We start from the raw sequence: 24,985 nt of genomic DNA, 5'->3' as shown, positions 1-24,985 counted from the left end.
TCCTCTCCCCGTCCTATGCGGGGCGAAGAAAGAACGTCATCCCCGCCACACCCCTTCTTTCCTGAGATCATCCATCGTGCGCGAAATGCCCTCGCGCAAAATGCCGACCATGTCGTCGATCTGCTCGCGCCTGATGACCAGCGGCGGCGACATCACGCACATGTTGATCAGCGGCCGCACCAGCAGGCCGAGCTCGTGGCAATGCGCGTCGATGCGTTTGCCGACATCCTTGTCGAGCTGCAGCGGGTCCTTGCTTTCGCGGTCGGCGACACATTCGACGCAGCCCATCAATCCCAGCCCGCGCACCTCGCCGACCAACGGCAATTCTTCCAGCGTCTTCAGCTGCGCCTGGAAATAGGGCGCGACCGCTTGCGTATGGGCAAGTACGCCCTGTTCCAGAAGGTCGAGATTCCTGAGCGCCACTGCGCAGCCGACCGGATGGGAGGTGTAGGTCAGGCCATGGCCGAACATCGCGTCGGGATGGTTCGACCGGCGCAGTTCCTCCAGCAGCCGTTCCGATATGATGACGCCGCCGAGCGGGAAATAGCCTGACGTCACACCCTTGGCGAAGGTGATCATGTCGGGATCGATGCCGAACACATCGCCGGAGGCGAAGACATGGCCCAGCCGTCCAAAGCCCGTCACCACCTCGTCGGAGACATAGAGGATGTCGTTGTCGCGGCAGATCTCGCGAATGCGCTTGAGATAGCCGTCCGGCGGCACGATAACGCCGCCGGAGGCCTGCACCGGCTCGCCGACGAAAGCGCCGATCCTGTCGGCGCCGACACGCGCGACGGTGTCGCGGAACTGACCGACGAGGAAGTCGGTGAAATCAGCTATGCTCATGCCCTGCGGACGACGGAACGGATCGGGCGAGGACAGCTTGATCACCAGCTCGTCGGCGCCGTCCATCCAGTCGCGGTCACGCGGGCGGCCATTGAGCGAGGCCGACAGATAGGTCGAGCCGTGATAGGCGCCGCCGCGCGACAGGATCAGCTTCTTCTCCGGCCGGCCCCGCACATTGTTGTAGAACTGCATGAAGCGCAGCGCCGTCTCCACCGCCGAGGAGCCGCCTGTGGTGTAGAAGACGTGGCTGAGATCGCCAGGCGCATGACCTGCTATGCGACCGGCAAGTTCCGCCGACGGCGCGTTCATCGTGTACCAGGGCGTATTGTAGGACAGTGCCATCGCCTGGTCGTACATCACCCTGGCGAGCTCCTCGCGCCGATGGCCGACATTGACGCACCACATGCCGGCCGGCCCGTCGATCAACCGCTTGCCGGTGCCGTCGGTGATGTAGATGCCGTCGCCTTCGCCGATCAGCGCGCGCGCTTCCGCGCCGACCGAACCGGCATACGGCCAGGGCTGGACGAGATGGCGCCTGGCCAACTCGACGGCATCGGCGGCTCCAGCTTCGGCCATTTCGCTCGCCTTCAGGTCCCTCGCAGCCGCCATTGTCATCTCCACATCATTCGTCGAATTCAGGATTTCGAAATTTGGCCGGCAGTGCCGGAAATTTCCGGCATAATCCGCACCATTTTGAATGTCTGTTCAATCAATATCTCAGAAATAGCGCTTGATTTCAATCCGCGGATGCGGGCATGATGAAAGAAAGCCGGCAAGCTCGGAGCGCGATCAGCAAAACTGGTCACCGGTTTTGCGTTCGATCGCGCTCCAAAACAAAATTGGGAACAAACAGCCGGCGCCAGTCCAATGGGATACCGCATGGCGGGACGCTCCAGGCCAGCAACCGAGACCACAGCCGGAGCCCTGCCCCCCGGAGCCTGGCAATGACGGCGGCGGCGGAAGGGTCGCCCCCGTTGCGCATGACGCGGGCCAGACGAAATGCCCTTCTGCAATCCGAACCCGTGCAGGGCTTTGCCCTGATCAGCCCGACCTTTCTCTACGCGCTCATCCTCCTGGTCCTGCCGATCCTGGTGGTCATCGCCCACTCCTTCTGGACGCAGAACTATCTGACCATCGACCGCACCTTCACGCTGGAAAACTACCGCGTCGCCCTGACCGAGCCGATCTATCGCGATCTGTTGTGGCGCTCGCTGTATATCTCGCTGACGGTCAGCTTCTTCACCGTCGTCCTGGCTTATCCGATCGCCTATTTCATTTCCTTCCACGGCGGCCGCCACAAGAGCCTGTGGCTGTTCCTCATCACCATCCCGTTCTGGACCAGCTATCTCCTGCGCGTGATGTCGTGGAAGGTCATTCTCGGCTATAACGGCGTCTTGAACTCCGGGCTGATCGGCCTCGGCATCATCAACGAGCCGTCGACGGCGCTGCTCTACAATTCGAGCGCCGTCATCATCACGCTGACCCACGCCTGGGCGGCCTTCGCCATCCTGCCGATCTTCGTCTCGCTGGAGAAGATCGACCGGACCCTGGTGGAGGCGGCTACGGATCTCGGCGATGGTCCCTTTCGTTCGTTCCTTCGCGTGACTTTGCCGCTGTCGGCGCCAGGCATCATCTCGGCGGCGCTGATCGTGATGATCCCGACGGTCGGCGACTATGTCACCCCCAAGCTCGTCGGCGGCAAGGACGGCGTCATGATCGCCAACGCCATCCAGGCGCAGTTCGGCAAGGCCTCGAACTGGCCGCTGGGCGCCGCCCTTTCCGTCACCACCATGCTGGTCGTGACGTTGATGGCCGGCGCCACGGTGCTGGTCATCCGTGCCGCCCAGAGGCTTGCGCGATGAGCGCGGCGCGACGTCTGCTGCCGGGCGGCTGGCTGTCGGCCTACGCCTTCCTTTATGTCGGCTTCCTTTATCTGCCCGTGATCTTCCTGCCGATCTTTTCGATCAACACTGCGGCCACACCGAAATTCCCGCTGACCGGCTACACCCTCAAATGGTACGAGGACCTGCCCAACACGCCGGCGCTGCTCGACGCCACCTGGAACAGCCTGATCGTCGGCGTCTCGGCGTCCGTCCTTTCGACGGTTCTCGGCATCCTCGCTGCCCGCTCGATCACCCGCTACCGCTATCCCGGCCGGCGGGCCATCAACGGTCTGATCATGGCGCCGCTCGTGCTGCCGGAAGTCATCGTCGCCATCTCGATGCTGCTGGTGATGCTGCAGCTCGGCTTGAGCCTCTCTCTGTTTACCGTCGTGCTCGGCCATGTCCTGGTCTGCATCCCCTATTCGATGACGGTGCTGACCTCCGGCTTCGAGGGTTTCGATCGCAGCCTCGAGGAGGCCTCGGCCGACCTCGGCGAGAGCGCCTTCGGCACCTTCCGGCGGGTGACGCTGCCGATGGTGGCGCCGGCAATCATCTCCAGCCTGCTGGTCTGCTTCACCATTTCGCTGGACGAGTTCATCATCGCCTTCTTCCTGACCGGTACCGAGGCGACGCTGCCGATCTATATCTGGGGCCAGTTGCGCTTCGCGGCGAAACTGCCGGGCGTGCTCGCGCTCGGCACGCTGCTGCTGGTCGCCTCCTTCCTGCTGATGACCGTCGCCGAAATCCTGCGCCGCCGCGCCGCCAGACGCACCCAGAACGAGGGAGGGCTTTATGCCTGAGCAGGCCCCATCCGCACGAACCCTGTCCGAACGGACGATGATCGAGATCAACGGCGTCACCCGCAGCTACGGCGCCTTCAAGGCGCTCGACGATGCGTCCTTGACCATTCGCGAGGGCGAATTCTTCTCGCTGCTCGGCCCGTCCGGCTGCGGCAAGACCACGCTGTTGCGCATGATCGCCGGCTTCGACAACCCGACGAGCGGTTCGATTTCGGTCGGCGGCCAGCCGATGGAAGGCATGGCGCCCAATCGCCGACCGACCAACATGGTGTTCCAGAGCTATGCGATCTTCCCGCATCTCAATGTCGAGCAGAACGTCGCCTATGGCCTGAAGCGGCTGAAATTGCAGGGCGGCGAGGAGAAGCGCCGCGTCGAGGAGGCCTTGGCGCAGGTGTCGCTAACCGGTCTCGGCAAGCGGCTCGCCACCGAACTGTCCGGCGGCCAGCGGCAACGCGTCGCGCTCGCCCGCGCGCTGGTGATGCGGCCCAAGGTGCTGCTGCTCGACGAGCCGCTGTCGGCGCTCGACAAGAAGCTGCGCGAGCAGATGCAGGTCGAACTGCGCCGCCTGCAGCAGGCTGTCGGCATCACCTTTGTGCTGGTCACCCACGACCAGTATGAGGCGCTGGCCATGTCCGACCGCATCGCCGTGATGTTCGGCGGCAGGATCGCGCAGGTCGCCTCGCCCAAGGAGATCTACCAGCGGCCGGTCAACCGCCAGGTCGCCGACTTCCTCGGCGGCATGAATTTCGTCAAGGCCGAGATCGTCGAGGAGAACGGCGCCTCGCTGGTCGTCGACACGCTGGGCTTCGGCCGTGTGAAGACCGACAAGCCGAAGGCCTTCGTGCGCAATGGCGGCGGCGCCACGCTCGGCATCCGCCCGGAGCGCCTGCGCGTCCTGTGGGACAATGCGACGGCCAAGTTCGAGGTTGCCGGAAAGGTGGTCGAACGCCACTATTTTGGCGAGATCACCCATTTGATCGTCGAGATCCCCGGCCTGGAAAAGCCGCTGTCGGTAACCGAGACCAACGATTTCGGCGCCGACGATATTCCGGTCGGCACTTCGATTCGCCTCGCCTACGATCCCGAAGCCCTGGTGGCGGTGGCGGATTGACGGTCCGCGATGATCTTTCGCGCCGCTATGCGACCGGCAACGATCGCCCCTTCGACATAGCCGGGAAATGACGGCGACAGCTCCGACGATGCGAAATGAACAGGCGGCGCGCCGGCCAGGAGCACAGGTTCGGCATCGGTCGCCGCGACGTCGACGATGAGGTCGCTGTAGCCGCCGCCGCTCCAGCGGTCATGCGTCCAGTCGCGCTGGCTGAAACCCGCGATTTCGGCCGCGTCGGGACCGAGGGCTTCCACCAGTTTCCCGGTCACTTCGGCGCGCAGTGCCGTCTCGCCAAGCTCACCCCAGCGCAAGGCGAGCGGGCCGCCGACGAAGACGACCAGCGCCGCGTGGCCTTCATCCGGACTGGCATCGCAAGCGAACAGCCCCGGCGGGTCGCGCCACATCACCATGCCGCTCAAGCCGCGGCGGCGCCAGAAGGCAGCGGGGTAGCGCACTAGCACCTTGATCACGGCGCCGCTTTCCCAAACGCCGAGCGCCTTCGCCAGGGATTCGGGCAGGGCGGGTGCGAAGCCCAGTTTCGCCGCCATGACCGGCGGCACCGCGACAAGTGCCGCCCGCGCTTCAATGACACCCGCCGCCGAGACGATGCGAACGGCTTGCGGTCCATGCTCGATGCATGAAACGGCCGCGTTGAGCCACAGCCGGTCGCCGAGATCGCTGGCCAGGTCCTCGGCCACCGACTGCATCGTCTCGCGCAGGAAATACTGGAGCTCCGGCACCTCATTGGTGATGCGCCGATCGTTGTCGATCAGGTGCCAGAGCGGCAGTTTCTCCAGCGTCAGGCACCACAGGCCTTCGATCATCGAGCGGAAGGCTGCCTTGGCGGCATCGGCATCGTCTTGCCGGTCGAGCCAGGCGGCAACGGTCAGCCCGGCAATCGAGGGATCGTCCGGCGCGATCGCGTTCATCCGATCGCGGATCGCCATCGAACCAGAATAGGTTCGCTTCGCCTCGGCGGCGGAGATTGGCGGCTGGGCGATAAACGCGCCGTCGACATGGGTTTCGACAAGCGTCTTGCCGCGCGCGTCGACAAGCGCCATCAGCTCCGGCATGTCCTCGCACAGGAACTGCCCGCCACTGTCGATGCGCTCGCCGGAACCGATCTCCATCGACTCGACGCGCCCGCCGACACGGTCGCGCGCTTCGAGCAGCACGAAATCGACGCCGGCCTTTTTCAGCTCGAGCGCGGCCGACAGCCCGGTGAAGCCGGCGCCGATGATGACGACATCGGCTCTTGCGGATCCGCTGTTCAATAGCCGGCCTTGATCTTCTCGAACTCGGCGACCATGCGCTGCTTCAGTGCCGGCGGCACCGGCTGCTGGAACAGCGTCTTGTCGAGGAATTTGTCGAGATTGTCGAAGCCGCGGTCGGCCAGCACCTGGTGATCGACCGCGGCCATGCCGGCACCGTTGCCATGGCCGTAGCCGAAGGTCTTGACCATATAGTCCGACACCCCCGGCGCATTGACCGCGCTGAGGAAATCATAGGCCTGGTCGAGCTTGCCCGGCGCGTCCTTCATCAGCACATAGCCGCACACCCAGGTCGAGATGCCTTCCTTGCTGTCGCGGTTCATGGCGATCGGCAGGCCTTGCCCCTTCAGCGTCACATAGGTCTCGTTCCAGCCCCAGACGAGATCGACCTCATTGCCGATGAAGGCCTGGTTGAGATCGGTGTCGTCGGTCCAATAGAAACGGATGTTCTTGTGCACGTCGCGAAGGAAGGCGGACGCCTCCTGGAACTGAGCATCGGTCATCCTGGTCCAGTCTTTCAGCCCGATGACCAGGCTCGCCAGCGCATAGGCGTCGTCGACATTGTCGCCGATGGTGACGCGGCCCTTGAACTTCGGGTCGGCGAAGATCCTGAGCGATTGCGCCTGCTCCGGCGTCACCTTGTCGGTGCGGTAGAGAAGCGAGGTGTTGCCCCAGTCGAATGGCATGAACCACGCTTTGCCGTCGTCGGTGGTGGCGAGATCCTTCATCGCCATGATGCCGGGATTGAGGTCTTTCCAGTCTGCTATCCTCGACGTGTCGAGCGGCTGCAGCAAGCCCGCCTCGCGCCACTTGACCACGCTTTGCGAACAGGGATGCGCGATGTCGGCCTTGAAGCCGGCCCGCATCTTCTCGAAGGCCTCGTCCTCGTCGCCGAAGAAGGCGAAGGTCGGCTCGGCGCCGTATTTGGCGGCATAGGCAGGGTGCAGCAGCGGGTCCTCATAGCCGGACCAGTCGAACACGACGAGGTCGCCGCCACCTTCCGCCCAGGCATAGACGGCGCCGGCGCCGATCACGCAGGCGGCGGCAAGGGCAAGGCTGCGTAGCACTGGCTTCATGGTGCGAATTCCCCCGTCGCGAAAGGCTGCCGCGAGGTTATGAGAATTCGCCTCTCTTGGCGAGCCCACCCACCATCTCCGCAGGCGGGCGGGCGGCCGAACCGGCTCAATATCCGGCTTTGATCTTCTCGAATTCGGCGATCATCTTGAGCTTGAGCTGCGAGGGCACCGGCGACTGGAACAGCGTCTTGTCGACGAATTTCTGCACATCGTCATAGCCTTTTTCCTTCAGCACGGCCTGATCGACGCCGGCCATGCCCTTGGCGTTGGCCTGGCCATAGCCCCAGTCCTTGACCAGCACCTTGGCGGTTTCGGGATCGTTGACGGCGTTCAGATAATCATATGCCTTGTCGACATTGCCGGGCGCATCCTTGAACAGCACATAGCCGCAGACCCAGGTCGAAATGCCTTCGTCCGTGTCCTTCTTGGCCTTGATCGGCACGCCGGCGGCGACCGATTGCACGGTGGCGTCGTTCCATGCCCAGGCAAGATCGACCTCGCCGCCGCTCAAAAGCTGCACCACGTCCGTTGTGTCGGTCCAGTAGGAGCGCACGTTCTTATGCACCTGGCGCAGGAAATCCGACGCCTGCTTGAACTGGTCGTCGGTCATCTTGGTCCAGTCCTTGACGCCGATGGCGAGGCTCGCCAGCGCATAGGCGTCGTCGACATTGTCGCCGATCGAAACCCGGCCCTTGAACTTCGGATCGGCGAACGCCTTCAGCGACTGCACGTCCTTGGCGTCGACCTTTTCGGAATTATAGGTGAGCTGGGTGTTGCCCCAGTCCCAGGGCATGAACCAGGCCTTGCCATCGGCGGTCGTGGCGAGATCCTTCATCGCCATGATTCCGGGATTGAGATCTTTCCAGCCTGTTATCTTCGATGTGTCGAGCGGCCGCAGCAGGCCGGCCTCGCGCCATTTCACCACGCTCTGCGAGCAGGGATGGCCGAGATCGGCCTTGAAACCCGAGCGCACTTTTTCGAACGCCTCGTCCTCGTCGCCAAAGAAGGCGAAGGTCGGCGAATCGCCGTTCTTCTCGACATATTTCGGATGGAAGCTCGGATCCTCATAGCCGGACCAGTCGAACACGACCAGGTCTTTGTCGGCGGCAACCGCCAGGGCTGCGGCCGAGGCCGCCAGCACGCCGGTCAATGCCAGGGTCAATGTCAGGCGTCGGGCCAATGTCAGCCGCTGGATTGATGTCTTCATTGCTGTTCCATCCTCTTTTATTTTATCGATTGCTTCATGCCTTGCGACGGGTGGCGGCTGCTCCCTGGTAATGTTTAGGGAATGCGGCCGACAGGAATTCGTTGGCTGCCTGCAAGGCGCTCTCGCGGGTAGTGTCTTCGGTGCCCATCATCAAGCGCAGCCACAGTCCCTCCAGCATCGCGCTGAGCGCCAGCGCCATGACCTGCGGCTCATAGGCATAGCCGCCGCTTTGCTTGAGCGTCGCGCAAAGCTCGATGAAGATGTTCTGGTAAACGGCATCGCGGGCGCTGCTCAGCGCCTGATAGGTCGGCCGCGACTTGGCCTCGCCCCAGAAGGCGCACCAAGCCGCCAGCTTGCGCTTGTTGCAGATCGAACGGTCGAAATCGGCCGCGACCAGGGTCCGCAACTGGTCGGCGGGATCGTTCCCCGCTTTCTCCAAGGCATTGCGCCAATGCGCCGAGTACTCGTCATACATATGCTGCAAGGTCGCGATCAGCAGTTTTTCCTTGCTCTCGAAATGGAAATTGACGATGCCGCGCGACAGGCCCGCGCCATCGGCGACGTCGGCCATCGTCGTCTCCGAATAGCCGCGCTTGGCCAACGAATCGATCGTCGCCTCGATCAGCTGAAGCTGCCTGACCTCCTTGGAAGCCTTACGCCCGCGTTTCTCGGGTTCGCTCGATGCCTCGGCGGACTGCTCTTGGCGTGCTGCAATTTTCATGGGTGCGGTCATGCTCCACATCGCCGGCTAGCCGACCATCTTCGGTTTTTGCCCGCGAAGATGAGTGGGACGGTGCTCGCCACTGTCAAGCACCTTCTGCATGGCCTCCCAGGTTCGTATGTTCTTGTCGACATAGGCGGCGCCCACTGCCGCCGCGACCGTCGGATAGAGCGGCCCCTTCAGCCTTTCCAGTTCGCCCCGCGCCACCTCGCGGTACCAGGGATTCCGGTCGCGAACCGCGATCTCGGCAAAGCCCGCCTGGCGCATCGCCTGTGCGTAGCGCGCCGGCGAGGCCATCGCGAAGGACAGCCCTTCGGCGGCGACATAGGCCTTCATCTCCGGTGATGGTTCGCCGTCATGCGAGATCATCCAGTTTGATGCCGCAAAGGCGCCGCCGGCCTTGAGCACGCGGAATATCTCCGCAAACAGCGTATCCTTGTCGGCGACATGCAGCAGCGCATCCTTGGAGAAGACGACGTCGAACGACTGATCCTCGAAAGGCAACCGCCCAGGCGGCGCCTGGATGAAGCTGGCGCGGTCGGCAAGCCCGCGGGAGGCTGCCCGGCGCCTGGCCGTTTCGATCACCGGCCGCTCGACATCGAAGCCGGTGACGTGCGCGGCGCCATGCCGTTCGACCAGATGCAGCGTGATGCCTCCGGACCCGCAGCCGATGTCGAGCACGGTCTTGCCTGCGAGCGAAAGTCCCTCGAGCACGCGGTCGACTTCGTCGGGCCCGCCCGGCGACAGGTAGCCGTCGCCCCACAGCGCCTCGAGGAAGCGGATGGCGGCTCCGTCATACTCCGGCTCGGCCTCGGCCGTTTCGATCATCAACCCTCGATCCCCAATCGACGAATGTCCGTCTCGAACGCCTGCAAAGCCTAGCCCATGTCTGGGAAAACGCAACATCATTTGTTGAACATTCATTCAATATGGCTGGACAAAACGACGACTACCGTGCCAAATTTCGCGCATTGAGGGGACGGATTACGCCAAAATGAACAGCGGATCGCATGGAAAGACTGGGCCAAAATGAAAGCTTGGGGTGCGATCGTCATCGGCGGCGGACACAACGGACTGGTCAACGCCTGCTATCTCCAGCGCGCCGGGCTCGACGTGCTGGTGGTGGAGAAGAATCCCTGGGTCGGCGGCGCCGCCACCAGCCGGGAATTGACGTCGGGCTTCCTCTATTCCAACTGTTCCTATGTCTGTTCGCTGTTTCGCCCTGAAATCATGCGCGACCTCGAACTGCCGCGCTTCGGCCTGCAGGTTATCTCCTATGAGGGCGGCGCGGTGTTCACCAGGGATGGCGATTATCTCGCCAATTACCGGGACCATGATGCACACCGGCGCGAATTTGCGCGCTTCTCGAAACGCGATGCCGAAGCCTACGACCGTTATGCGCGCGACGTGACGCGCCAGTGCCGTTTCATCCAGCCGCTGTTGATGCGCACCGCGCCCGACCCGACCAGTCTGCGGCCGCGGGATCTGGGCGAGCTCCTTTATCTGGGCAAGAAATTCGCGGGCCTGTCGGCGGAGGAAATGGCGCTGACGCTGCGCTTCTGGACCATGTCGATCTCAGACTTCCTCGATGAATATTTCGAGACCGATGTCATCAAGGCCAATTTCGCTTTGTCCGGCATCATCGGCACGGCGCTCGGTCCGATGTCGCCCGGCACGGCTTATGTGCTGCTGCACCACTATATGGGCGAGGTCGACGGCTCGGTCGGCGCCTGGGGCTATGCGCGCGGCGGCATGGGCGCGGTGACAAAAGCGCTGGCGGCATCCTTCAAGGCGTCGGGTGGAACCATTCGCACCGGCGCCGAGGTCGACCATGTTCTGGTGAGCCGCGGCAAGGCCAAGGGTGTGGTGCTGGCTGGCGGTGAGGAGATCCGTGGCAAGCTCGTCGTCTCCAACGCCGACGTGAAACGAACCTTCCTGAAACTGGTCGAGGAAAAGGAACTGCCCGAGATTTTCCTGCGCCGGGTCAGGAACTTCAAGATCCGAGGTTCGTCCGGCAAGGTCAACATCGCGCTGGACTCGATGCCCGAATTCCCAGCTCTGCCGAAGGATTCGCCGGTTTATCGCGGCGACATGCATTTCACCGATTCGATGGAGCGGATGGAGCGCGCCTATGACGACTGGAAGGCCGGGCGCTGGTCGGCCGACCCCTTCCTCGACATGGTCATCCCGACGACGCTCGACCCGACGATGGCGCCGCCGGGAAAACACTTCATGAGCTGCTTCGTGCAATACGCGCCGCCCAAGGTGAACGGCCATGAATGGACCGACGCCGATCGCGACGGATTCGCCGAAAGCGTGATTGCGCAGATTGCCGACTACTCGCCCGGCTTTCGCGACCGCATCGTCCACATGGAGGTGCGCACGCCGCGCGAAATCGAGGCCGAGGTCGGGCTCGCCGAAGGCAACATCTTCCAGGGCGAACTGACCTTCGACCAGCTTCTGTTCAACCGCCCGGTGCCGGGCTACGCGCAATACCGCTCGCCGGTCGGCGGGCTTTACATGTGCGGCTCCTCGACCCATCCCGGCGGCGGCGTCATGGGCGCGCCCGGGCGCAATGCCGCGGCCGAGATCCTGCGCGATCTCGCCAAATCGATCTCACATATGAGCCCGGCCCATGACGTCATATGATGCAATCGTCATTGGCGGCGGCCATAATGGCCTCGTCACTGCTGTCACGCTGGCGAAGGCAGGGCGCAAGGTGCTGCTGCTGGAAGCTGGGAACGATCTCGGCGGCGCCGCGCGCACGGAGGAATTCGCGCCGGGTTTTCATGTCTCATCGATCGCCCATCTGCTGAACAGGCTGCACCCCGACGTGGTGAAGACGCTGGAGCTGGAGAAGCATGGCTTGCGGATCACCCCAGACGACTTCGCGCCGTCGGTTGCGCTGTCGATGGACGGCCCCTCGCTGGTCCTGCACGGCGCCTATGGCGAAATGCTGACCGGTGCAAGTTCGTCGGAGCAATCGGCGTGGAAGCAGTTGCGCGCGCAACTGCTGCGCTACGCCGGCGTCCTGGAACCCTTCCTCTCGCGTCGTCCGCCCGATCTGGCCGGCATGTGGCTGCTGGAGACGGCGGCGCTCGGCCAGACCGCTCTGGCGCTGAAAAGGCTCGGCAAGGAAGACATGCGCGATTTCCTGCGCGTGCTCTTGATGAACGTCGCCGACCTGCTCGACGAGCAGCTTGCCGACATCAGGCTGAAAGGGCTGCTTGCCTTCGACGCGACGCTCGGCAGCCATCTCGGTCCGCGCTCGCCCACCTCGCTGCTCGGCCTCTATTACCGGCTGGCCGGCGAGGTCGGCGGTGCGGCCGGCGCGCAGATAGTGCCGAAGGGCGGCATGGGCGCGGTGATCGCCGCCATCCGCGCCTCGGCCGAAAAGGCCGGCGTGAACGTCCGCACATCGGCGCCTGTCGCAAGGATCATTGTCGAGAAAGGCCGTGCCGTCGGTATCGCATTGGACAATGGCGAGGTGCTGCGCGCCAGGACGATCGTCTCCGCGACAAATCCGGCGACGACTTTGCTCGACCTTGTCGGTCCACGCGAACTCGACACCGGCTTCGTGCGCAAGGTGAACAACATCCGCATGAAAGGTGATGTCGCCAAGCTTCACCTGGCGCTCGACAGGCCGCCGCAATTCACAGGTGTCGATGCCGCCGGCCACAGGGGGCGACTGGTTATCGCCCCCTCGCCCGATCATGTCGAGCGCGCCTTCAATCCATCCAAATACGGCGCGTTCTCGCCCGAACCGGTGATGGAGATCACGCTGCCCAGCCTCGCCGATCCATCACTCGCGCCCGACGGCGCCTGCGTGCTGTCGGCGGTGGTGCAATACGCGCCCTATGCTCTGAAAGAGGGATGGGGCGCCGGCAAGGCGAAATTCCTGGAGGCAATCATGGCTCAGCTCGAAGCCTACGCGCCAGGCATCGGCAAGACGGTGCGCCACACCGAGCTCTTGACGCCCGCCGACATCGAAACGCGCTACCGCATGCCGGGCGGCCACTGGCACCACGGCGAGTTGCAGGCCGACCAGATGCTGATCTCGCGCCCGGTCTCGGGCTGGTCCGGCTATGACACACCGCTCGACGGGCTGTTTCTCGCCGGTGCCGGTTCACATCCCGGCGGCGGCGTCTCCGGCGCACCTGGATTGAACGCCGCTCGACGCATCATTGCGATGAAGGGGTAAGGCGATGTTTCAGTTGGCGGCAGTCGCGTTCTACGGCGAAGGATCGCCAGCATGAATCAGCAACCATCATCCGCCCGCATCGCCGCCCAATCCCACTTCCGCACGTTGCGTCTCGGCACGCCTTTCCAGCCGCGCATCGATGCTCTGGCCAAGACCCAGGATTGGTACAACTGGGCGGGCTACCGCGCCCCCCATTCGCTGTGGGACGAGGAGCTCGAATATTTCGCCATTCGCAGCCAGTCGGCGCTCTTCGACATCTCGCCGATGACCAAGTACCGCGTCGAGGGACCGGACGCCCAGGCCTTCCTCGACCGCGTCACGCTGCGCGACGTGACCAGGCTGAAGCCGGGCCGCGTCCATTATACCGCATGGTGCGACGACGAGGGCTTCGTCCTCGATGACGGCACGCTGTTCCGGCTCTCGCCGATGCGGTTCCGGCTGTGCTCGCAGGAGCGGCATTTGCCTTGGCTGCTCGACAGCGCCATTGGATTCGATGTGACGGTGGAGGAAGAGACCGAAGCCGTCGCGGGCCTGGCACTGCAAGGTCCGACCTCTTTCGCCGTGCTGCGTGATGCCGGTTTTGCCGATGTCGGAAAGCTGAAGGCATTCGACCTCGCCGAATTCCCGCATGATGGCGAAACCGTCACCATCTCGCGCACCGGCTTCACCGGCGACCTCGGCTATGAATTGTTCATGCCGGTCGACAAGGCGCTGAGCCTGTGGGACCGGCTGATGGCGGCCGGCGAACTGCGCGGCATCCGCGCCATCGGCTATACCGCGCTCAACCGCGCCCGGATCGAGGCCGGGCTGATCGTCGCCAATGCCGACTTCACGACAGCCGAACACGCCATCCGTGCCGACCGCTTGCGCATGCCCGACGAGATCGGGCTCGGCTTCATGATCGACCTGGAAAAGGCCCATTTCAACGGCCGTCGCGCCATCTTCGAGGGACGCGCCAAGCGCACGCTGCGGCATGTGCTGGTCGGGCTGGAGATCGAAGGCAACATCCCGGCCGAACACGCCATCGTCTATCACAGAAAAAGCCAGGAGGTCGGGCTGGTCAGCGCCGCCATGTGGTCGCCGATGGCCAAGCGCAACATCGCCATCGCTTCGCTGGCGCGACCATATGGTGATACTGTCGTCGACGACCTCTGGGTCGAGATCTACGCCATGCGCGAGCTGCAATACCAAAAGCTGATGAAGCGGGCCAAGGTGGTGCCGCGGCCGTTCATCAAGCTCGATCGTCGCACCGCCAATCCGCCGGCGGATTTCTGACCATGGGCGAGGAAGCCGACAAGCAGCAAGAAGAGGCGGCCGAACAGTGGGAACTGGTCAACACGCCACTCGGCGAAAAATGGTCGGGCCGCACACGCTATGCCGCCGCCATGTTCTTCTACAAGCGCGGCGAGATGAGCGCCGAGACGCTTGAGGTCTACCGCATCTGCGCGCGGCTCGATTCGGAAAACCCGCTGCCGATCATCCGCGACCGCGGCGTCGGCAAGGACTGGCTGAAGCGCATGGGATTCGGCTGAACTTCCTATCCTATGGTTTTCTCCAGCATGGCCAGCCAGTTTCGGTAGGCGATCTTTTCGATCAGCGCGCGGCCGAAGCCGCGTGCGGCGAGCGCATCGATGAGCTTCGGCAGGCCGGCGGCGTCGCCAATGACGGCCGGGATCATAGCTCCGTCGAAATCGGAGCCGAGGCCAACCCCATCCTCACCCAGCGCCTGCAGCAGGGAATCGATGTGGCGCACCATGATGTCGAGGCCGGTATCGGCATTCATCTTTCCGTCCTCGCGCAGGAAGCCGGTGGCGAAGTTCAGCCCGACCATGCCGCCGGTTTCGCGAATCGCGCCGAACTGCCAGTCGGTGAGATTGCGTGAGTGGCCGCAGATCGCATGCACGTTGGAATGGGTCGCGACCAGCGGCGCATCGCTGAGCGCGGCGACATCGCGAAAGCCCTTCTCGTTGAGATGCGACAGGTCGATCATGATCCTGAGTTGGTTGCAGGCCTTGACCAGCGCCTTGCCGGCATCGGTCAAGCCGGGACCGGTATCGGGCGAGGACGGAAAGCGGAACGGCACGCCATGGCCGAAAGCGTTCGGGCGGCTCCAGACGATGCCGAGCGAGCGCAAGCCGGCGGCATGCAGCACGTCGAGCATGGTGAGTTCCGGATCGATCGCCTCGACCCCTTCGATATGGAATACCGCAGCGATCGAGTCGCGCGCCATGGCGCCGCGCACATCTGCGGCATTGCGGCAGACGCTCAGCGCTCCGGCCCGTTCCAGCCTGAACAGGATCGAGGCCATCGCAATCGTCGAGGCCAGCGCATCGCTGTGCGGGAGTTCGGGCGGCAAAGGCTCGGCATCGCTGGGCGTCGACGGGACAGCGCCGCGGCGGCCTCTCTCGACAGGCGGCGGGAAGATCGCGAACATGCCGCCGGCAAACCCGCCGGCCCGTGCGCGCGGCAGGTCGATATGGCCGCCCGATTTCCCTTCCATGAACAGCTTTTCGACGTCCGGGTCTTTCGACTGATAGAGTCTGAGCAGCGTGTCGTTATGGCCGTCGAAGACGGGAACGAGATCGGTTTCGGTCATGAAGGGATCATTCGGTTCGATGTGTCGCACGCCGCCCGCGATATATCATATCTACTTAGGCAAGATGGGCCGAGCGTGCAAATGCCAAAGCCGTGCTGGCCTATCAGACTGTTTTACTCCCGCGGGTCCCGAATGGTAAAGCGCCGGCTGATCCTACCCCTTCAGCACGTCGGCCCACTCCGGATGGCGGCGGAACTGGGCGTTGGCGAAGGGACAGAGCGGGATGATCTTCTTGCCCGCCGCGCGCGCGTCCTCGACGGCGCGGGTGACGAGCCGAAGCCCGGCACCCTGGCCGCGAAACGCGTCGGGCACTTCGGTGTGGTCGATGATGATCTGGTGCTCGCCGATCCTGGTGAAGGTCATCTCCGCCTCGGCGCCGCCCGGACCACGCAGCACGTAGCGGCCCTTGGAACCACGATCTTCGAGTTCGATCTCCGGCCGTTGGTCAGGCATCACTTACTCCTTGGGCCACGCCGGCAAGGAGCTGCCGCGCCGCCTCGATTTCGTTCGGCCGCACTTCGTGCCCGCCTTCATGCCACTCCACTGTGACATCGGCGCCATCGGCGCGCAAATAGGCTTCGAGCCGCGAAGTCAGGTTCGGCGGACAGATCGGATCCCGCCTGCCGGCGGTCACCAGAATGCGGCGCCCGGCAAGACTGCCGTTCACCTCCGGTTCGAACGGGATCAGCGGGTGCATCAGCACCGCCGCGTCGAACAGGTCAGGGGCTTCGAACAGCAGCGACGCCAGGATGTTGGCGCCGTTGGAGTAGCCGAGAGCGTGTATCGCCGACGGCTTCGCCGCTGCTATCTGCGCCTTGACGAAGCCCGCCATCTTCCGAGTCGCGCGCGCCAGGTCCTGCATGTCATAGACGCCCTCGCCGGTGCGACGGAAAAAGCGCGCAGCGCCTTGTTCAGACACATCGCCGCGTGGCGAGATGATGGTTGCCTGGGGCGCGAGATCGCGCCCCAGCGAGACGAGCTGGCCCTCATCGCCTCCGGTGCCATGGAAGACGAAGAGCAGCGGACCGCCCGGCGAACCGGGCAGCACCTTGTGGATGTAGCTGTCTGTGCTCATGACCCGCCCCTCAGTCTTCCAGCTTCTGCAGATGCTGTTCGAGATAGGGCCGCAGGTGTTGATGCTGCGCCGGCAGCTTCAAAGCTTCACCGAGATGGGCGGTGTCCTCGTCGCGGTCGAAGCCCGGCTCGTTGGTGGCGACTTCGAACAGAACGCCGCCCGGCGTGCGGAAATAGATCGCCCAGAAGTAATCGCGGTCGATCACTGGCGTCACCTGGTAGCCGGTATCCATCAGCGCCTTGCGCACTTCGAGCTGCCTGGCTCGATCCTCGACGGCGAAAGCGACGTGATGGACCGAGCCCGCGCCGAGATCGGCAAAGGCGGCACCGGGTAGCGATTCGATGTCGACGACGTCGGCGCCATTGCCGTTCCTGATCGCCAGCCGCCTGACATTGCCGGATTTGTCGAGCTCCTCATAGCCCATGAACTTCAAGAGTTCCTCGGTGGCGCCGCCATCCTTCAGGCGCAGCGACACGGAGTGAAAGCCGCGGATCGCCTCGTCGGCGGGGATGCCGCCCTTCGCCCATGGCGCGCGCGTGTCGGCCCTGTCCTCGACGAGCGCGAAACCGTCGCCGTCCGGTCCGGCGAAGGCCAGACGCTTCTCGCCAAAGGTCTCTTCGCGCGACAGGCCGGCGATACCTTCCTCGGCGAAGCGCCTTTCCCAATAGGCGAGCGTGCCTTCCGGCACCGAATAGGCGGTGGTGCCGACTTCGCCGACGCCGTGACGGCCCTTGCCGATATTGGGAAACGGAAAATAGGTCATCACCGAACCCGGCGTGCCGAGCTCGTCGGCATAGTAGAGGTGGTAGACGTCGGGCGCGTCGAAATTGACCGTTTTCTTGACCCGGCGCAGGCCAAGCTTCCCAGTGAAGAACTCATTGTTCTGGCGGGCATCGCTGGCCATCGAGGTGACGTGATGCAAACCCTTGATCTGATCGAGCATGAGTGCTGCTCCCTTGTTCTGTTGCGGCCCTTGCCGCTGTCCTCGCCAATATGAGCATCGGCCTGTTCCCGTCAAAGGCGACAAAGACGGGATGGACTGTACTCTGGAAGTGAACAATCGAAAGCAGTTTGTTCACCGATCCACCAGCAGCCCAGGCTTGCGCCGGGGCGGGATTTCGGTTCCATGAGCGACGCTCGCACATTAGCCAAGGATTATCGCCAGTGACCGGAAAAGGCAGGCGTCCGAACGTTCTCCTGATCACCTGCGACCAATGGCGCGGCGATTGCCTTTCGGCGGCCGGCCATCCCCTGGTGAAGACGCCGAATGCCGACGCATTGGCAGCGGAAGGCGTATTGTTCAAGCGGCACTATGGCGGCGCGGCACCCTGCTCGCCGGCCCGTGCCTGCCTCTATACCGGGCTCTACCAGATGAATAACCGGGTTTGCCGCAACGGCACGCCGCTCGATGCCCGTCACGGCAATATAGCGCTTTCGGCGCGCGCGCTGGGCTACGATCCGACGCTGTTCGGCTACACCGACGTATCGCTGGATCCGCGCCGGCTCGCTCCGGCTGATCCGCGGCTGCGAAGCTATGAAGGCGTGCTTCCTGGTTTCACGGTGCGCCAATTGCTGCCAGAGCATCAGAAGCAGTGGCTGTCATGGCTGGGAATGCAGGGCATCGATACCGACGCCGGCTCCCCCGCGATCCATCGACCGGCGAACGGGGCAGGCGACGCCGGCTCCGTGACGACTGCGCCGCCCGTCTATTCGAAGGAGCAGACGCCGACGGCTTTTCTTGCCGGCGAATTCATCCGATGGCTGGGCGAACAGGAGCATGCCGCGCCCTGGTTCGCGCATCTCTCTTTCATCAGCCCACATCCGCCCTTCATCGCGCCTGCACCATACGACGCGATGTACGACCCCGCCGCCGGCCCCGGCTTTCGCCGCGCGGCAGGCTGGCAGAAAGAGGCGGACAGCCATCCCTATCTCGCCTACGATTTCGGCAGGCAGAAAAAGCACAAGTTTCGACCTGACGCCGCAGGCAGCGTACATGATTGGAGCGAGGATGATTTCCGCCGCATCCGCGCGATCTATTACGGCATGATCTCGGAAGTCGATGCGCAGCTCGGCCGTATCTGGCAGGCGGTCAAGACGGCGGGCGCGTGGGACGACACGATCGTTGTGCTTACCTCCGACCATGCCGAGATGATGGGCGACCATTTCATGCTGGGCAAAGGCGGCTTCTTCGACGCTAGCTATCATATCCCCCTGGTCATCCGCGACCCGCGTCACGGCCACACCGCAGGCGTGGCCGTCGACCGCTTTACCGAGGCGGTGGACATATTGCCGACCTTGCTCGACCTGCTGGGCGGCGAACCGGCGCCGCATCTCGACGGTCACTCGCTGCGGCCGTTCATCGTCGGCGAGGAGCCGTCGGACTGGCGCGACGCCGCGCATTGGGAATTCGATTTTCGTTCGATCGCGGAAGGCGAAGCCGAACGGCATTTCGGCCATGCCTCGCGCCAGTGCAATCTCGCCGTGATCCGCACGGAAAAATTCAAATATGTGCATTTCGGCGGCGGCCTGCCGCCCTTGCTGTTCGACCTGGAGAAGGATCCCGCCGAGCTCGCCAATCTCGCCGCCGATCCCGCCTATCTCCCGACCAGGCTCGAGTTCGCCGAACGGCTGCTTGCCTGGCGGGCCGAACATCTCGACCAGTCGCTGGCGCTGGCGGAGCTGACCAGGGATGGCGTTGTGGGCTATGTAAGTAGGGCAGTAGGGGAATAGGGAATCCCTACTGCCCTACTGCCCTACTGCCCTACTGCCGTTGTTGCTATCTCACGATCATCCGCTGCTGCTCGCGGTTCTGCGCATAGCTGCCTTTGTCATAGGCGGCCTGGGCCTCGAGCTGCTCCTTGGTGAAGGTCGTGTAGAGATATTTGTTACCGTCCTTGTCGGTCATGAATTTCAGGTTGTCCATGCCGACGGCGACTTCCTTCTCGCCGACGCCGAGGAAACCGCCGACATCCACGATGACCGCGTCGGTCTTGTTGTCGGGCGTCAGCACGACATCGCCGATCTCGCCGACCTTGACGTCGTTGGCGCCATAGACTGTGGTACCCTTGAGATCGTCGCCCCTGACCTCGCCGACAGGCATTTCGGTCAGTTTGGATTTGTCGATCGCTGCGGTCTTCGTCTGGTCGGGAGCGGTCGCATCAGGCGTCGAGGCGGACGGGGCCTGCGCCGTCTTGTCCATCGGAGCCGTATTGGTTGTCGGCGCGACGGCCGGGGTGGACGCAGCAGGGGCGTTGGATGCCGTCGTGACCGGAGCCGGATCATAAGCCTTGCGGTTGAAGTCCGGCAATGCCTGCAGCTCTTCCTTGGTGGTTTGGGCCACCAGCCAGCGGTCGCCGTTTTTCTCGGCCCACTGGGCCTTGCCGAAATCATACGTGACGTTCTTCTCGCCGATGCCGAGGAAGCCGCCGACGCCGATGACCAGTGATTGCGCCTTGCCTTCCTTGGTCAGGACGATGTCGTTGACGTTGCCGATGTTCTGCGCATCGTCGCCGGTCCCGTTATAGACGCTCTCACCGATGATATTGGTGGCGAGATTGCCGTCGGCGCGCTTCACCGGTTCCGCCGGAGCCGCGTTCATGTCGACTGGCGCCTGGGCGGTATCGCTCGGCGCGGATGTGGACGGCGCCTGTGCGGCTGTCGATGCGGCCGGTGCCGGAGCATAGGGCTTGGTGTCGAACTCCGGCTGCGCCGTCAACTGGTCCTTGGTCGTCTGGGCGACCAGCCAGCGGTCGCCGTTTTTCTCGGCCCACTGCAGCTTGTCGTAATCGAACGCGACATTCTTCGTCCCGACGCCCAGAAAGCCCCCGACGCCGATGACTATGGATTTGGCCTGACCGTCCTTGTCGAAGACGATGTCGGTTACTTTGCCGATATTCTCGGCATTGTCGCCGGTGCCGTTATAAACCGATTCACCGATGATGTTGGTGGCGATGCTGCCCTCGGCGTGCACCACAGGAGCGGCGGGTTGCTCCGCGCCAGGCGCAGCCGGTGTCGGAGTTGTCTGCGCATGCGCGCCCGTCGCCACGAACATGGCAAGAGCAGTCGTGGCTAGAAGATTGCGGATCATGATGGTGTCTCCTCGTGCCTGATTTCATGCATGCCGCACCGGCCTCCGCCGTCACCGGCGACGGGCGAACGCGGCATTCGCCTGATCACAACGTCGTGACTGCGCCCATTGTTCCGACAAAAGCCAGGACGCATATTCTCCGCACACGCGGCCCGCAACTTGCGTGCTGCAAAGGGAAATTCGCCGCATCATCCGGAACCTTTTTGCCACTTGCGCCGTTCAGCCGACGGCTGGAGCTTCTCCGGCTCGGAGTTTTTTTGAGAACACGGAGGGGACATGCGGTTTGCGGCGGTGCTGAACCGGGACGGTGGCACCTTGCGCACCCTCGACCTGGATGGCTTTCGCGATCGCATGCGCGACCTGCTGGAGGCAGCAGGCCATTCCATCGATATCGACGTGGTTGCCGGCAAGGACATCGTGCCGGCATTGGACAACGCGGCTTCGCGTCGCGGCATCGACGTGGTTCTCGCCGGCGGCGGCGATGGCACGATATCGGCGGCGGCGGCGCGGCTGATGGGCAAGAAAAAGGCGCTGGCCATATTGCCCGCAGGCACCATGAACCTCTTCGCGCGCGGGCTCGGCATCCCGCAGACGCTCGATGCGGCTTTGCGATCCTTCGCCGATGGCGAGGTGATGGCGGTGGACATCGCCACCGCCAATGGCCGGCCTTTCGTGCATCAGTTCTCGATCGGCATGCACGCCAAGATGGTGCAGCTACGCCAGAACATGGAGTTCGGCTCCCGGCTGGGCAAGATGCGGGCATCCGCGAAAGCGGCTTGGCAGACGATCAAGAATCCGCCGGCGATGACGGTCACCCTGACCATTGGCGAGGCCGAGATCACGGCGCGAACCACCGGCGTCGGCGTCACCAACAACCTGTTTGGAGAGGGTCACCTGCCCTTTGCCGACAATCCGGCGGGCGGCGTGCTCGGCATTTATGTCACGGTCGCGCGGCAGCGCGCCGAACTGGTCAAGTTCTTCTTCAACGTCGCGCGTGGCAAATGGCGTGACAATGAACATGTCGAAATCCATCAGACAGAGCGGGCTGTGCTGAGGATCCGGTCGGCGGCCAGGAAATACCGCGCCGTCCTCGACGGTGAACTTATCAAGCTCGAGGACGAAATTACCATCGAAATCCACCCGGGCGCCTTGAACGTGCTGGTGCCGCGACACGCCGTGCGGGCAAAGGCGGCCTGATGCAGGGGCAGCCGACGAGAAACAGACGACTAGCCGCTCGGAGCGCTGCCTTGTTCGGTGGTCGGCGATTTCGTGTACTCGCCGTAAATCTCGACGATGCCCCAGACGACAAAGGCCAGGAGAAGTCCCGCAATCAGGATCCGCAAGCCGTGCCAGCCCCAGTGTCCCTGACGCGCTTTGTTTTCAGGAATGGTCTTGGGCATAGCCGGCCTCGATGCGATGTGGACGCGTTGAGCGTCTCTGGCAAAACATCTTCGGGTAACGGTTCCTTGCTACGAAGGTTCCGCGTTTGGCCAAGCCCTTCGCCGGCAAGTCGGGAAGGCGAAGTCGGAGGGCTCGCGAAGAGGCGTTGGGGACGCTGGTGAACAAGACGGCGAAAACGGCGTCGAGCCTGCCGGCCGAAGTATTGCACGTCGTCAACGACGCCGGCCGGCTGGCCGTGCTGCACGGCTTGCAGGCGCTGGATACGAAGGCTGACGCCGACTTCGACGGCGTCAGCCGCCTTGCCGCGGCCGCCATGCGCGCACCGATCGCGCTGGTTACGCTCGTCGACGTCGAGCGGCAATGGTTCAAGTCGCGTGTCGGCCTGGACGAGATCGAGACCGCAACCGACATCTCCTTCTCCGCCCATGCGATTGCCGCGGGCGGCGAACTGATGGTGATACCCGACGCGACCTTGGATCCGCGTTTTAAAGCCAACTCACTGGTCACGGGCAAGCATCACATCCGCTTCTTTGCGGGCGCGCCGGTGACCGTCGCCGGCGCCAGGATCGGAACGCTCTGCGTTTTCGACCGCAAGCCCCGTCCCTTTCCATCGCGCGTCAGGCTCGACCAGTTGAAGGCGCTGGCCGGCCTAGCCGCCAGCCTGTTCACGCTGAAGGATGCGACGCGCAGCGGCGCCATCGCCGAGGCGGCGCTGGTTCGCGAAGAAAAACGGCGCGCCATAGCGCTCGACGCGGCATCGCTTGCCAGCTGGGCCTGGGACATCCGCACCGACATGATCGAATGCGATGGTTTGCTGCCGGAATTGTTCAATCTGCCGCGATCGAACCGGTTGCGGGCGCGCGACATCCTGATGGCAATAGATCCACGCGACGTCTATCAAACCGAAACCCGCTTCCGCGACGCCTTGGCCGGCGGCGACGACTATTTCGGCGAGTACCGCGTGAAAGGCTTCCATCCACCCCGCTGGCTGGCGACGCGCGGCCGCGTCATCGAGCGCGATGGCGACGGCAAGCCGACGCTGATCTTCGGGGTCAATTACGACATATCCGAACGCAAGCTTGGGGAGGAAAGGCAAAGGCTGCTGCTTCGCGAACTCAATCATCGCGTCAAGAACACGCTGGCGACCGTTCAGGCGCTGGCGACGCAGACCGTGCGCCATGCCCGGCAGCCGAGCGCTTTCCTGGAAGCCTTCGGCGCCCGGCTCCAGGCACTCGGCATTGCCCATAATCTGCTGTCCGACCGGGAATGGCGCGGCATCGGCATCCATGAACTCGTCCAGATCGAGGTGAGGCCCTTCGACACCGCCGAGCAACTGCGCATGACGATCACCGGTCCCGATCTGTTGCTGTCGCCAGACCAGGCAGTGGGGCTGGGCCTGATCTTGCACGAACTGGCCAGCAACGCCCTACAATATGGGTCGCTGTCGGCAACATCCGGCAAGGTCGATCTGAGCTGGAAGACACAAGGCAGAAAAAGCGACCGGCGCCTTGTCTTGACCTGGCGCGAAAGCGGCGGTCCTGCGGTTGCCCCGCCCGAGCGGCACGGTTTCGGCTCGATCCTGATCCGCCGCAGCCTGGCCAAGGTCATCTCCAGCGAAGTGGCGCACGAGTTCCGGCCGGAAGGCGTCTTTGCCGAAATATCCATGCCGCTGGAGGATCTCTCCAAGTGACCGGCCCAGCTTTAATCCGGGCCTAGCCTTCATCCGGTCAGCCTCAATCAGGATCGCCGCCAGCCGGCCCGCCGGGACCTGGTTTCACGTTCTCGCGGTAGATGGCATAAGCCGCCAACGCCACGGCGGGACCGAGAATGGCCCCGAGGCCGCCCTTTCCCTTGAGCAGCGCCGGCAGAGCGGCCAGTGCGGCGGTGACCCCGATTGCCGTCATGTCCGCCTTGCGCCGTTCTGCCCGGCGCCGTGCGCGCGAGCCGGCCGAGAAGCGATAGATCAGCAAGATCAGGCCCGCGACGATCAGAAAGCCGACGCCGAAGCCCAACGCCGCCGCGAGCGGCCCATAGCGGTCCGCAGCCCATATATAGCCGGCCCCGATCAGGAAGCCGAGACCGCACAGCGCCGCGAGCGCGGCAAGCGCATAGACAATTGCAGCCGTGCGCGCGCGGCGCATGGCTGCAACGGTTTCGCCCGAAGCCAGGCCCGAGACAAGGGAAGCCAGCAATCCCATTTGAGCGGGACTAGCGGCGCGCCAGGAGCGCAAACAGGAAGCCAACGCCGGCGGCGATCGCCAATGAAGTCACCGGCTTCTCACGCACGCTTGCCGCTATCTGCGCCTCTATATCCCTGGTGTTGCTGCGCAGGCTATCAAAGGCTGCCTCGCCTTGGGCGCGCAGATGCTCGACACCTTCGGCAGCGGCACGGCGGGCGGTGCCATATCCATGCTCGCCTGTCTTTGCCAGCTGCTTCGTCAGCTTGTCGATATCGGCCTTCAACTGCCTGATATCGGCTTCGAGGTCCGAGTTCGCCCGCACTTCGCCTGCGTTCTTTCCTGCGGCAGCTGCCATTGCTTAACTCCTTGTGATTGCTCTGGTTTCAACGCGCTGCATGTCTCAAGGTTCCGAGCCCCTCGGATAAACGGGCATGATCCCGCAAAGCGGGTGTCGGTTTGCCGAAAAGATCACGCTCAATCCAATGGATAGAGGTCATCCTGGTTCCATCGATCTGGACCCTAGCTCAAAA

The 24,985-nt window shown here is 63.7% G+C and carries 25 protein-coding genes; 10 read left to right on the top strand and 15 right to left on the bottom strand.

The window, feature by feature from the left end; translation table 11 throughout:
* Positions 1–36 precede the first annotated feature (36 nt).
* Both FJ953_RS21795 and FJ953_RS21790 read right to left on the bottom strand, forming a co-directional pair.
* Positions 37–1,455: an aminotransferase gene (locus FJ953_RS21795; RefSeq protein ID WP_140625038.1), complete on the bottom strand. Its 1,419-nt coding sequence runs from the start codon at positions 1,453–1,455 to the stop codon at positions 37–39.
* A gap of 26 nt (positions 1,456–1,481) precedes the next feature.
* Positions 1,482–1,727 (bottom strand): hypothetical protein, encoded by a 246-nt coding sequence (locus FJ953_RS21790; RefSeq protein WP_140625037.1) that lies wholly within the window; start codon positions 1,725–1,727, stop codon positions 1,482–1,484.
* Between the two features lie 63 nt (positions 1,728–1,790).
* On the opposite strand from FJ953_RS21790, the gene FJ953_RS21785 reads away from it, so the two are divergent.
* From FJ953_RS21785 to FJ953_RS21775, 3 genes are read left to right on the top strand one after another with little or no spacing between them, the layout of a single operon-like run.
* The gene (locus FJ953_RS21785; RefSeq protein ID WP_140625036.1) at positions 1,791–2,708 is read left to right on the top strand and encodes an ABC transporter permease; all 918 of its coding nucleotides are present in this window, start codon (positions 1,791–1,793) and stop codon (positions 2,706–2,708) included.
* Positions 2,705–3,529, top strand: a complete 825-nt coding sequence (locus FJ953_RS21780) for an ABC transporter permease (protein WP_140525484.1) — start codon at positions 2,705–2,707, stop codon at positions 3,527–3,529. The genes FJ953_RS21785 and FJ953_RS21780 overlap by 4 nt, the downstream gene beginning before the upstream one ends.
* A gap of 37 nt (positions 3,530–3,566) precedes the next feature.
* Positions 3,567–4,640 carry an ABC transporter ATP-binding protein gene (locus FJ953_RS21775; RefSeq protein ID WP_140625057.1) on the top strand — a complete coding sequence of 358 codons (1,074 nt, stop codon included), beginning with the start codon at positions 3,567–3,569 and terminating at the stop codon, positions 4,638–4,640.
* On the opposite strand, the gene FJ953_RS21770 is transcribed toward FJ953_RS21775, so the two are convergent.
* The 5 genes from FJ953_RS21770 to FJ953_RS21750 form a co-directional block, all read right to left on the bottom strand.
* The gene (locus FJ953_RS21770; RefSeq protein ID WP_181171661.1) at positions 4,604–5,914 is read right to left on the bottom strand and encodes a flavin monoamine oxidase family protein; all 1,311 of its coding nucleotides are present in this window, start codon (positions 5,912–5,914) and stop codon (positions 4,604–4,606) included. The two genes, FJ953_RS21775 and FJ953_RS21770, sit on opposite strands and share 37 nt — an antisense overlap.
* Positions 5,911–6,987, bottom strand: a complete 1,077-nt coding sequence (locus tag FJ953_RS21765; protein WP_140625035.1) for an extracellular solute-binding protein — start codon at positions 6,985–6,987, stop codon at positions 5,911–5,913. The genes FJ953_RS21770 and FJ953_RS21765 overlap by 4 nt, the downstream gene beginning before the upstream one ends.
* Before the next feature lie 106 nt (positions 6,988–7,093).
* On the bottom strand, positions 7,094–8,194 hold the full coding sequence (locus tag FJ953_RS21760; protein WP_140525481.1) for an ABC transporter substrate-binding protein: 1,101 nt from the start codon (positions 8,192–8,194) through the stop codon (positions 7,094–7,096).
* Between the two features lie 34 nt (positions 8,195–8,228).
* Positions 8,229–8,915 (bottom strand): transcriptional regulator BetI, encoded by a 687-nt coding sequence (gene betI / locus FJ953_RS21755; protein WP_140525480.1) that lies wholly within the window; start codon positions 8,913–8,915, stop codon positions 8,229–8,231.
* A gap of 27 nt (positions 8,916–8,942) precedes the next feature.
* Positions 8,943–9,743: a class I SAM-dependent methyltransferase gene (locus FJ953_RS21750; protein WP_140625034.1), complete on the bottom strand. Its 801-nt coding sequence runs from the start codon at positions 9,741–9,743 to the stop codon at positions 8,943–8,945.
* Between the two features lie 201 nt (positions 9,744–9,944).
* Here FJ953_RS21750 and FJ953_RS21745 point away from each other — a divergent pair, with 201 nt between their 5' ends.
* The 4 genes from FJ953_RS21745 to FJ953_RS21730 are packed head-to-tail and all read left to right on the top strand — an operon-like array spanning position 9,945 to position 14,648.
* Positions 9,945–11,564, top strand: coding sequence for an NAD(P)/FAD-dependent oxidoreductase (locus tag FJ953_RS21745; RefSeq protein WP_140625033.1), 1,620 nt, complete (start codon positions 9,945–9,947; stop codon positions 11,562–11,564).
* The gene (locus FJ953_RS21740) at positions 11,551–13,116 is read left to right on the top strand and encodes an NAD(P)/FAD-dependent oxidoreductase (protein WP_140625032.1); all 1,566 of its coding nucleotides are present in this window, start codon (positions 11,551–11,553) and stop codon (positions 13,114–13,116) included. Before FJ953_RS21745 ends, FJ953_RS21740 begins: the two co-directional genes overlap by 14 nt.
* A gap of 51 nt (positions 13,117–13,167) precedes the next feature.
* The gene (locus FJ953_RS21735; RefSeq protein WP_140625031.1) at positions 13,168–14,391 is read left to right on the top strand and encodes an aminomethyltransferase family protein; all 1,224 of its coding nucleotides are present in this window, start codon (positions 13,168–13,170) and stop codon (positions 14,389–14,391) included.
* Between the two features lie 2 nt (positions 14,392–14,393).
* Positions 14,394–14,648 carry a hypothetical protein gene (locus tag FJ953_RS21730; RefSeq protein WP_140517897.1) on the top strand — a complete coding sequence of 85 codons (255 nt, stop codon included), beginning with the start codon at positions 14,394–14,396 and terminating at the stop codon, positions 14,646–14,648.
* A gap of 5 nt (positions 14,649–14,653) precedes the next feature.
* Here the strand turns inward: FJ953_RS21730 and FJ953_RS21725 are convergent, their stop codons facing one another.
* The 4 genes from FJ953_RS21725 to FJ953_RS21710 form a co-directional block, all read right to left on the bottom strand.
* A complete protein-coding gene (locus tag FJ953_RS21725) occupies positions 14,654–15,712 on the bottom strand; it encodes a dipeptidase (protein ID WP_140625030.1) in 1,059 nt (352 codons plus the stop codon).
* A gap of 153 nt (positions 15,713–15,865) precedes the next feature.
* Positions 15,866–16,165 (bottom strand): GNAT family N-acetyltransferase, encoded by a 300-nt coding sequence (locus FJ953_RS21720; protein ID WP_140625029.1) that lies wholly within the window; start codon positions 16,163–16,165, stop codon positions 15,866–15,868.
* Positions 16,158–16,787 carry an alpha/beta hydrolase gene (locus FJ953_RS21715; protein WP_140525475.1) on the bottom strand — a complete coding sequence of 210 codons (630 nt, stop codon included), beginning with the start codon at positions 16,785–16,787 and terminating at the stop codon, positions 16,158–16,160. The genes FJ953_RS21720 and FJ953_RS21715 overlap by 8 nt, the downstream gene beginning before the upstream one ends.
* Positions 16,788–16,797: 10 nt before the next feature.
* Complete coding sequence (locus FJ953_RS21710) at positions 16,798–17,730, bottom strand: VOC family protein (RefSeq protein ID WP_140558435.1); 933 nt, start codon at positions 17,728–17,730, stop codon at positions 16,798–16,800.
* A 221-nt stretch (positions 17,731–17,951) separates the two neighbouring features.
* Between FJ953_RS21710 and FJ953_RS21705 the strand changes: the two genes are divergently transcribed.
* The gene (locus tag FJ953_RS21705; protein WP_140666454.1) at positions 17,952–19,517 is read left to right on the top strand and encodes an alkaline phosphatase family protein; all 1,566 of its coding nucleotides are present in this window, start codon (positions 17,952–17,954) and stop codon (positions 19,515–19,517) included.
* Between the two features lie 46 nt (positions 19,518–19,563).
* On the opposite strand, the gene FJ953_RS21700 is transcribed toward FJ953_RS21705, so the two are convergent.
* Positions 19,564–20,874 carry a PRC-barrel domain-containing protein gene (locus tag FJ953_RS21700; RefSeq protein WP_140517892.1) on the bottom strand — a complete coding sequence of 437 codons (1,311 nt, stop codon included), beginning with the start codon at positions 20,872–20,874 and terminating at the stop codon, positions 19,564–19,566.
* A gap of 276 nt (positions 20,875–21,150) precedes the next feature.
* On the opposite strand from FJ953_RS21700, the gene FJ953_RS21695 reads away from it, so the two are divergent.
* A complete protein-coding gene (locus FJ953_RS21695; RefSeq protein ID WP_140625028.1) occupies positions 21,151–22,071 on the top strand; it encodes a diacylglycerol kinase family protein in 921 nt (306 codons plus the stop codon).
* Between the two features lie 29 nt (positions 22,072–22,100).
* On the opposite strand, the gene FJ953_RS30595 is transcribed toward FJ953_RS21695, so the two are convergent.
* A complete protein-coding gene (locus tag FJ953_RS30595; protein ID WP_181165417.1) occupies positions 22,101–22,274 on the bottom strand; it encodes a hypothetical protein in 174 nt (57 codons plus the stop codon).
* 158 nt (positions 22,275–22,432) lie between these two features.
* On the opposite strand from FJ953_RS30595, the gene FJ953_RS21690 reads away from it, so the two are divergent.
* Positions 22,433–23,965 carry an HWE histidine kinase domain-containing protein gene (locus FJ953_RS21690; protein WP_181171660.1) on the top strand — a complete coding sequence of 511 codons (1,533 nt, stop codon included), beginning with the start codon at positions 22,433–22,435 and terminating at the stop codon, positions 23,963–23,965.
* Between the two features lie 43 nt (positions 23,966–24,008).
* On the opposite strand, the gene FJ953_RS21685 is transcribed toward FJ953_RS21690, so the two are convergent.
* Positions 24,009–24,473, bottom strand: coding sequence for a hypothetical protein (locus FJ953_RS21685; protein WP_140500594.1), 465 nt, complete (start codon positions 24,471–24,473; stop codon positions 24,009–24,011).
* A 10-nt stretch (positions 24,474–24,483) separates the two neighbouring features.
* The gene (locus tag FJ953_RS21680) at positions 24,484–24,810 is read right to left on the bottom strand and encodes a DUF883 family protein (protein ID WP_140625027.1); all 327 of its coding nucleotides are present in this window, start codon (positions 24,808–24,810) and stop codon (positions 24,484–24,486) included.
* Between the last annotated feature and the right edge of the window lie 175 nt (positions 24,811–24,985).

The organism is Mesorhizobium sp. B2-3-6 (genome assembly GCF_006442305.1).
Lineage (GTDB): Bacteria > Pseudomonadota > Alphaproteobacteria > Rhizobiales > Rhizobiaceae > Mesorhizobium.
This window is presented reverse-complemented; position numbering and strand designations above follow the sequence as displayed.

Bases quoted from the DNA above. Each gene is read 5' to 3' on its own strand.
- FJ953_RS21765 (WP_140625035.1), bottom strand. From the start codon at position 6,987: ATGAAGCCAGTGCTACGCAGCCTTGCCCTTGCCGCCGCCTGCGTGATC.
- FJ953_RS21780 (WP_140525484.1), top strand. From the start codon at position 2,705: ATGAGCGCGGCGCGACGTCTGCTGCCGGGCGGCTGGCTGTCGGCCTAC.
- FJ953_RS21715 (WP_140525475.1), bottom strand. From the start codon at position 16,787: ATGAGCACAGACAGCTACATCCACAAGGTGCTGCCCGGTTCGCCGGGC.
- FJ953_RS21745 (WP_140625033.1), top strand. From the start codon at position 9,945: ATGAAAGCTTGGGGTGCGATCGTCATCGGCGGCGGACACAACGGACTG.
- FJ953_RS21730 (WP_140517897.1), top strand. From the start codon at position 14,394: ATGGGCGAGGAAGCCGACAAGCAGCAAGAAGAGGCGGCCGAACAGTGG.
- FJ953_RS21700 (WP_140517892.1), bottom strand. From the start codon at position 20,874: ATGATCCGCAATCTTCTAGCCACGACTGCTCTTGCCATGTTCGTGGCG.
- FJ953_RS21735 (WP_140625031.1), top strand. From the start codon at position 13,168: ATGAATCAGCAACCATCATCCGCCCGCATCGCCGCCCAATCCCACTTC.
- FJ953_RS21740 (WP_140625032.1), top strand. From the start codon at position 11,551: ATGACGTCATATGATGCAATCGTCATTGGCGGCGGCCATAATGGCCTC.
- FJ953_RS21695 (WP_140625028.1), top strand. From the start codon at position 21,151: ATGCGGTTTGCGGCGGTGCTGAACCGGGACGGTGGCACCTTGCGCACC.
- FJ953_RS21785 (WP_140625036.1), top strand. From the start codon at position 1,791: ATGACGGCGGCGGCGGAAGGGTCGCCCCCGTTGCGCATGACGCGGGCC.
- betI (WP_140525480.1), bottom strand. From the start codon at position 8,915: ATGAAAATTGCAGCACGCCAAGAGCAGTCCGCCGAGGCATCGAGCGAA.
- FJ953_RS21720 (WP_140625029.1), bottom strand. From the start codon at position 16,165: ATGCCTGACCAACGGCCGGAGATCGAACTCGAAGATCGTGGTTCCAAG.
- FJ953_RS21680 (WP_140625027.1), bottom strand. From the start codon at position 24,810: ATGGCAGCTGCCGCAGGAAAGAACGCAGGCGAAGTGCGGGCGAACTCG.
- FJ953_RS21795 (WP_140625038.1), bottom strand. From the start codon at position 1,455: ATGGCGGCTGCGAGGGACCTGAAGGCGAGCGAAATGGCCGAAGCTGGA.
- FJ953_RS21750 (WP_140625034.1), bottom strand. From the start codon at position 9,743: ATGATCGAAACGGCCGAGGCCGAGCCGGAGTATGACGGAGCCGCCATC.
- FJ953_RS21790 (WP_140625037.1), bottom strand. From the start codon at position 1,727: ATGCGGTATCCCATTGGACTGGCGCCGGCTGTTTGTTCCCAATTTTGT.
- FJ953_RS21760 (WP_140525481.1), bottom strand. From the start codon at position 8,194: ATGAAGACATCAATCCAGCGGCTGACATTGGCCCGACGCCTGACATTG.
- FJ953_RS21710 (WP_140558435.1), bottom strand. From the start codon at position 17,730: ATGCTCGATCAGATCAAGGGTTTGCATCACGTCACCTCGATGGCCAGC.
- FJ953_RS21775 (WP_140625057.1), top strand. From the start codon at position 3,567: ATGATCGAGATCAACGGCGTCACCCGCAGCTACGGCGCCTTCAAGGCG.
- FJ953_RS30595 (WP_181165417.1), bottom strand. From the start codon at position 22,274: ATGCCCAAGACCATTCCTGAAAACAAAGCGCGTCAGGGACACTGGGGC.
- FJ953_RS21725 (WP_140625030.1), bottom strand. From the start codon at position 15,712: ATGACCGAAACCGATCTCGTTCCCGTCTTCGACGGCCATAACGACACG.
- FJ953_RS21685 (WP_140500594.1), bottom strand. From the start codon at position 24,473: ATGGGATTGCTGGCTTCCCTTGTCTCGGGCCTGGCTTCGGGCGAAACC.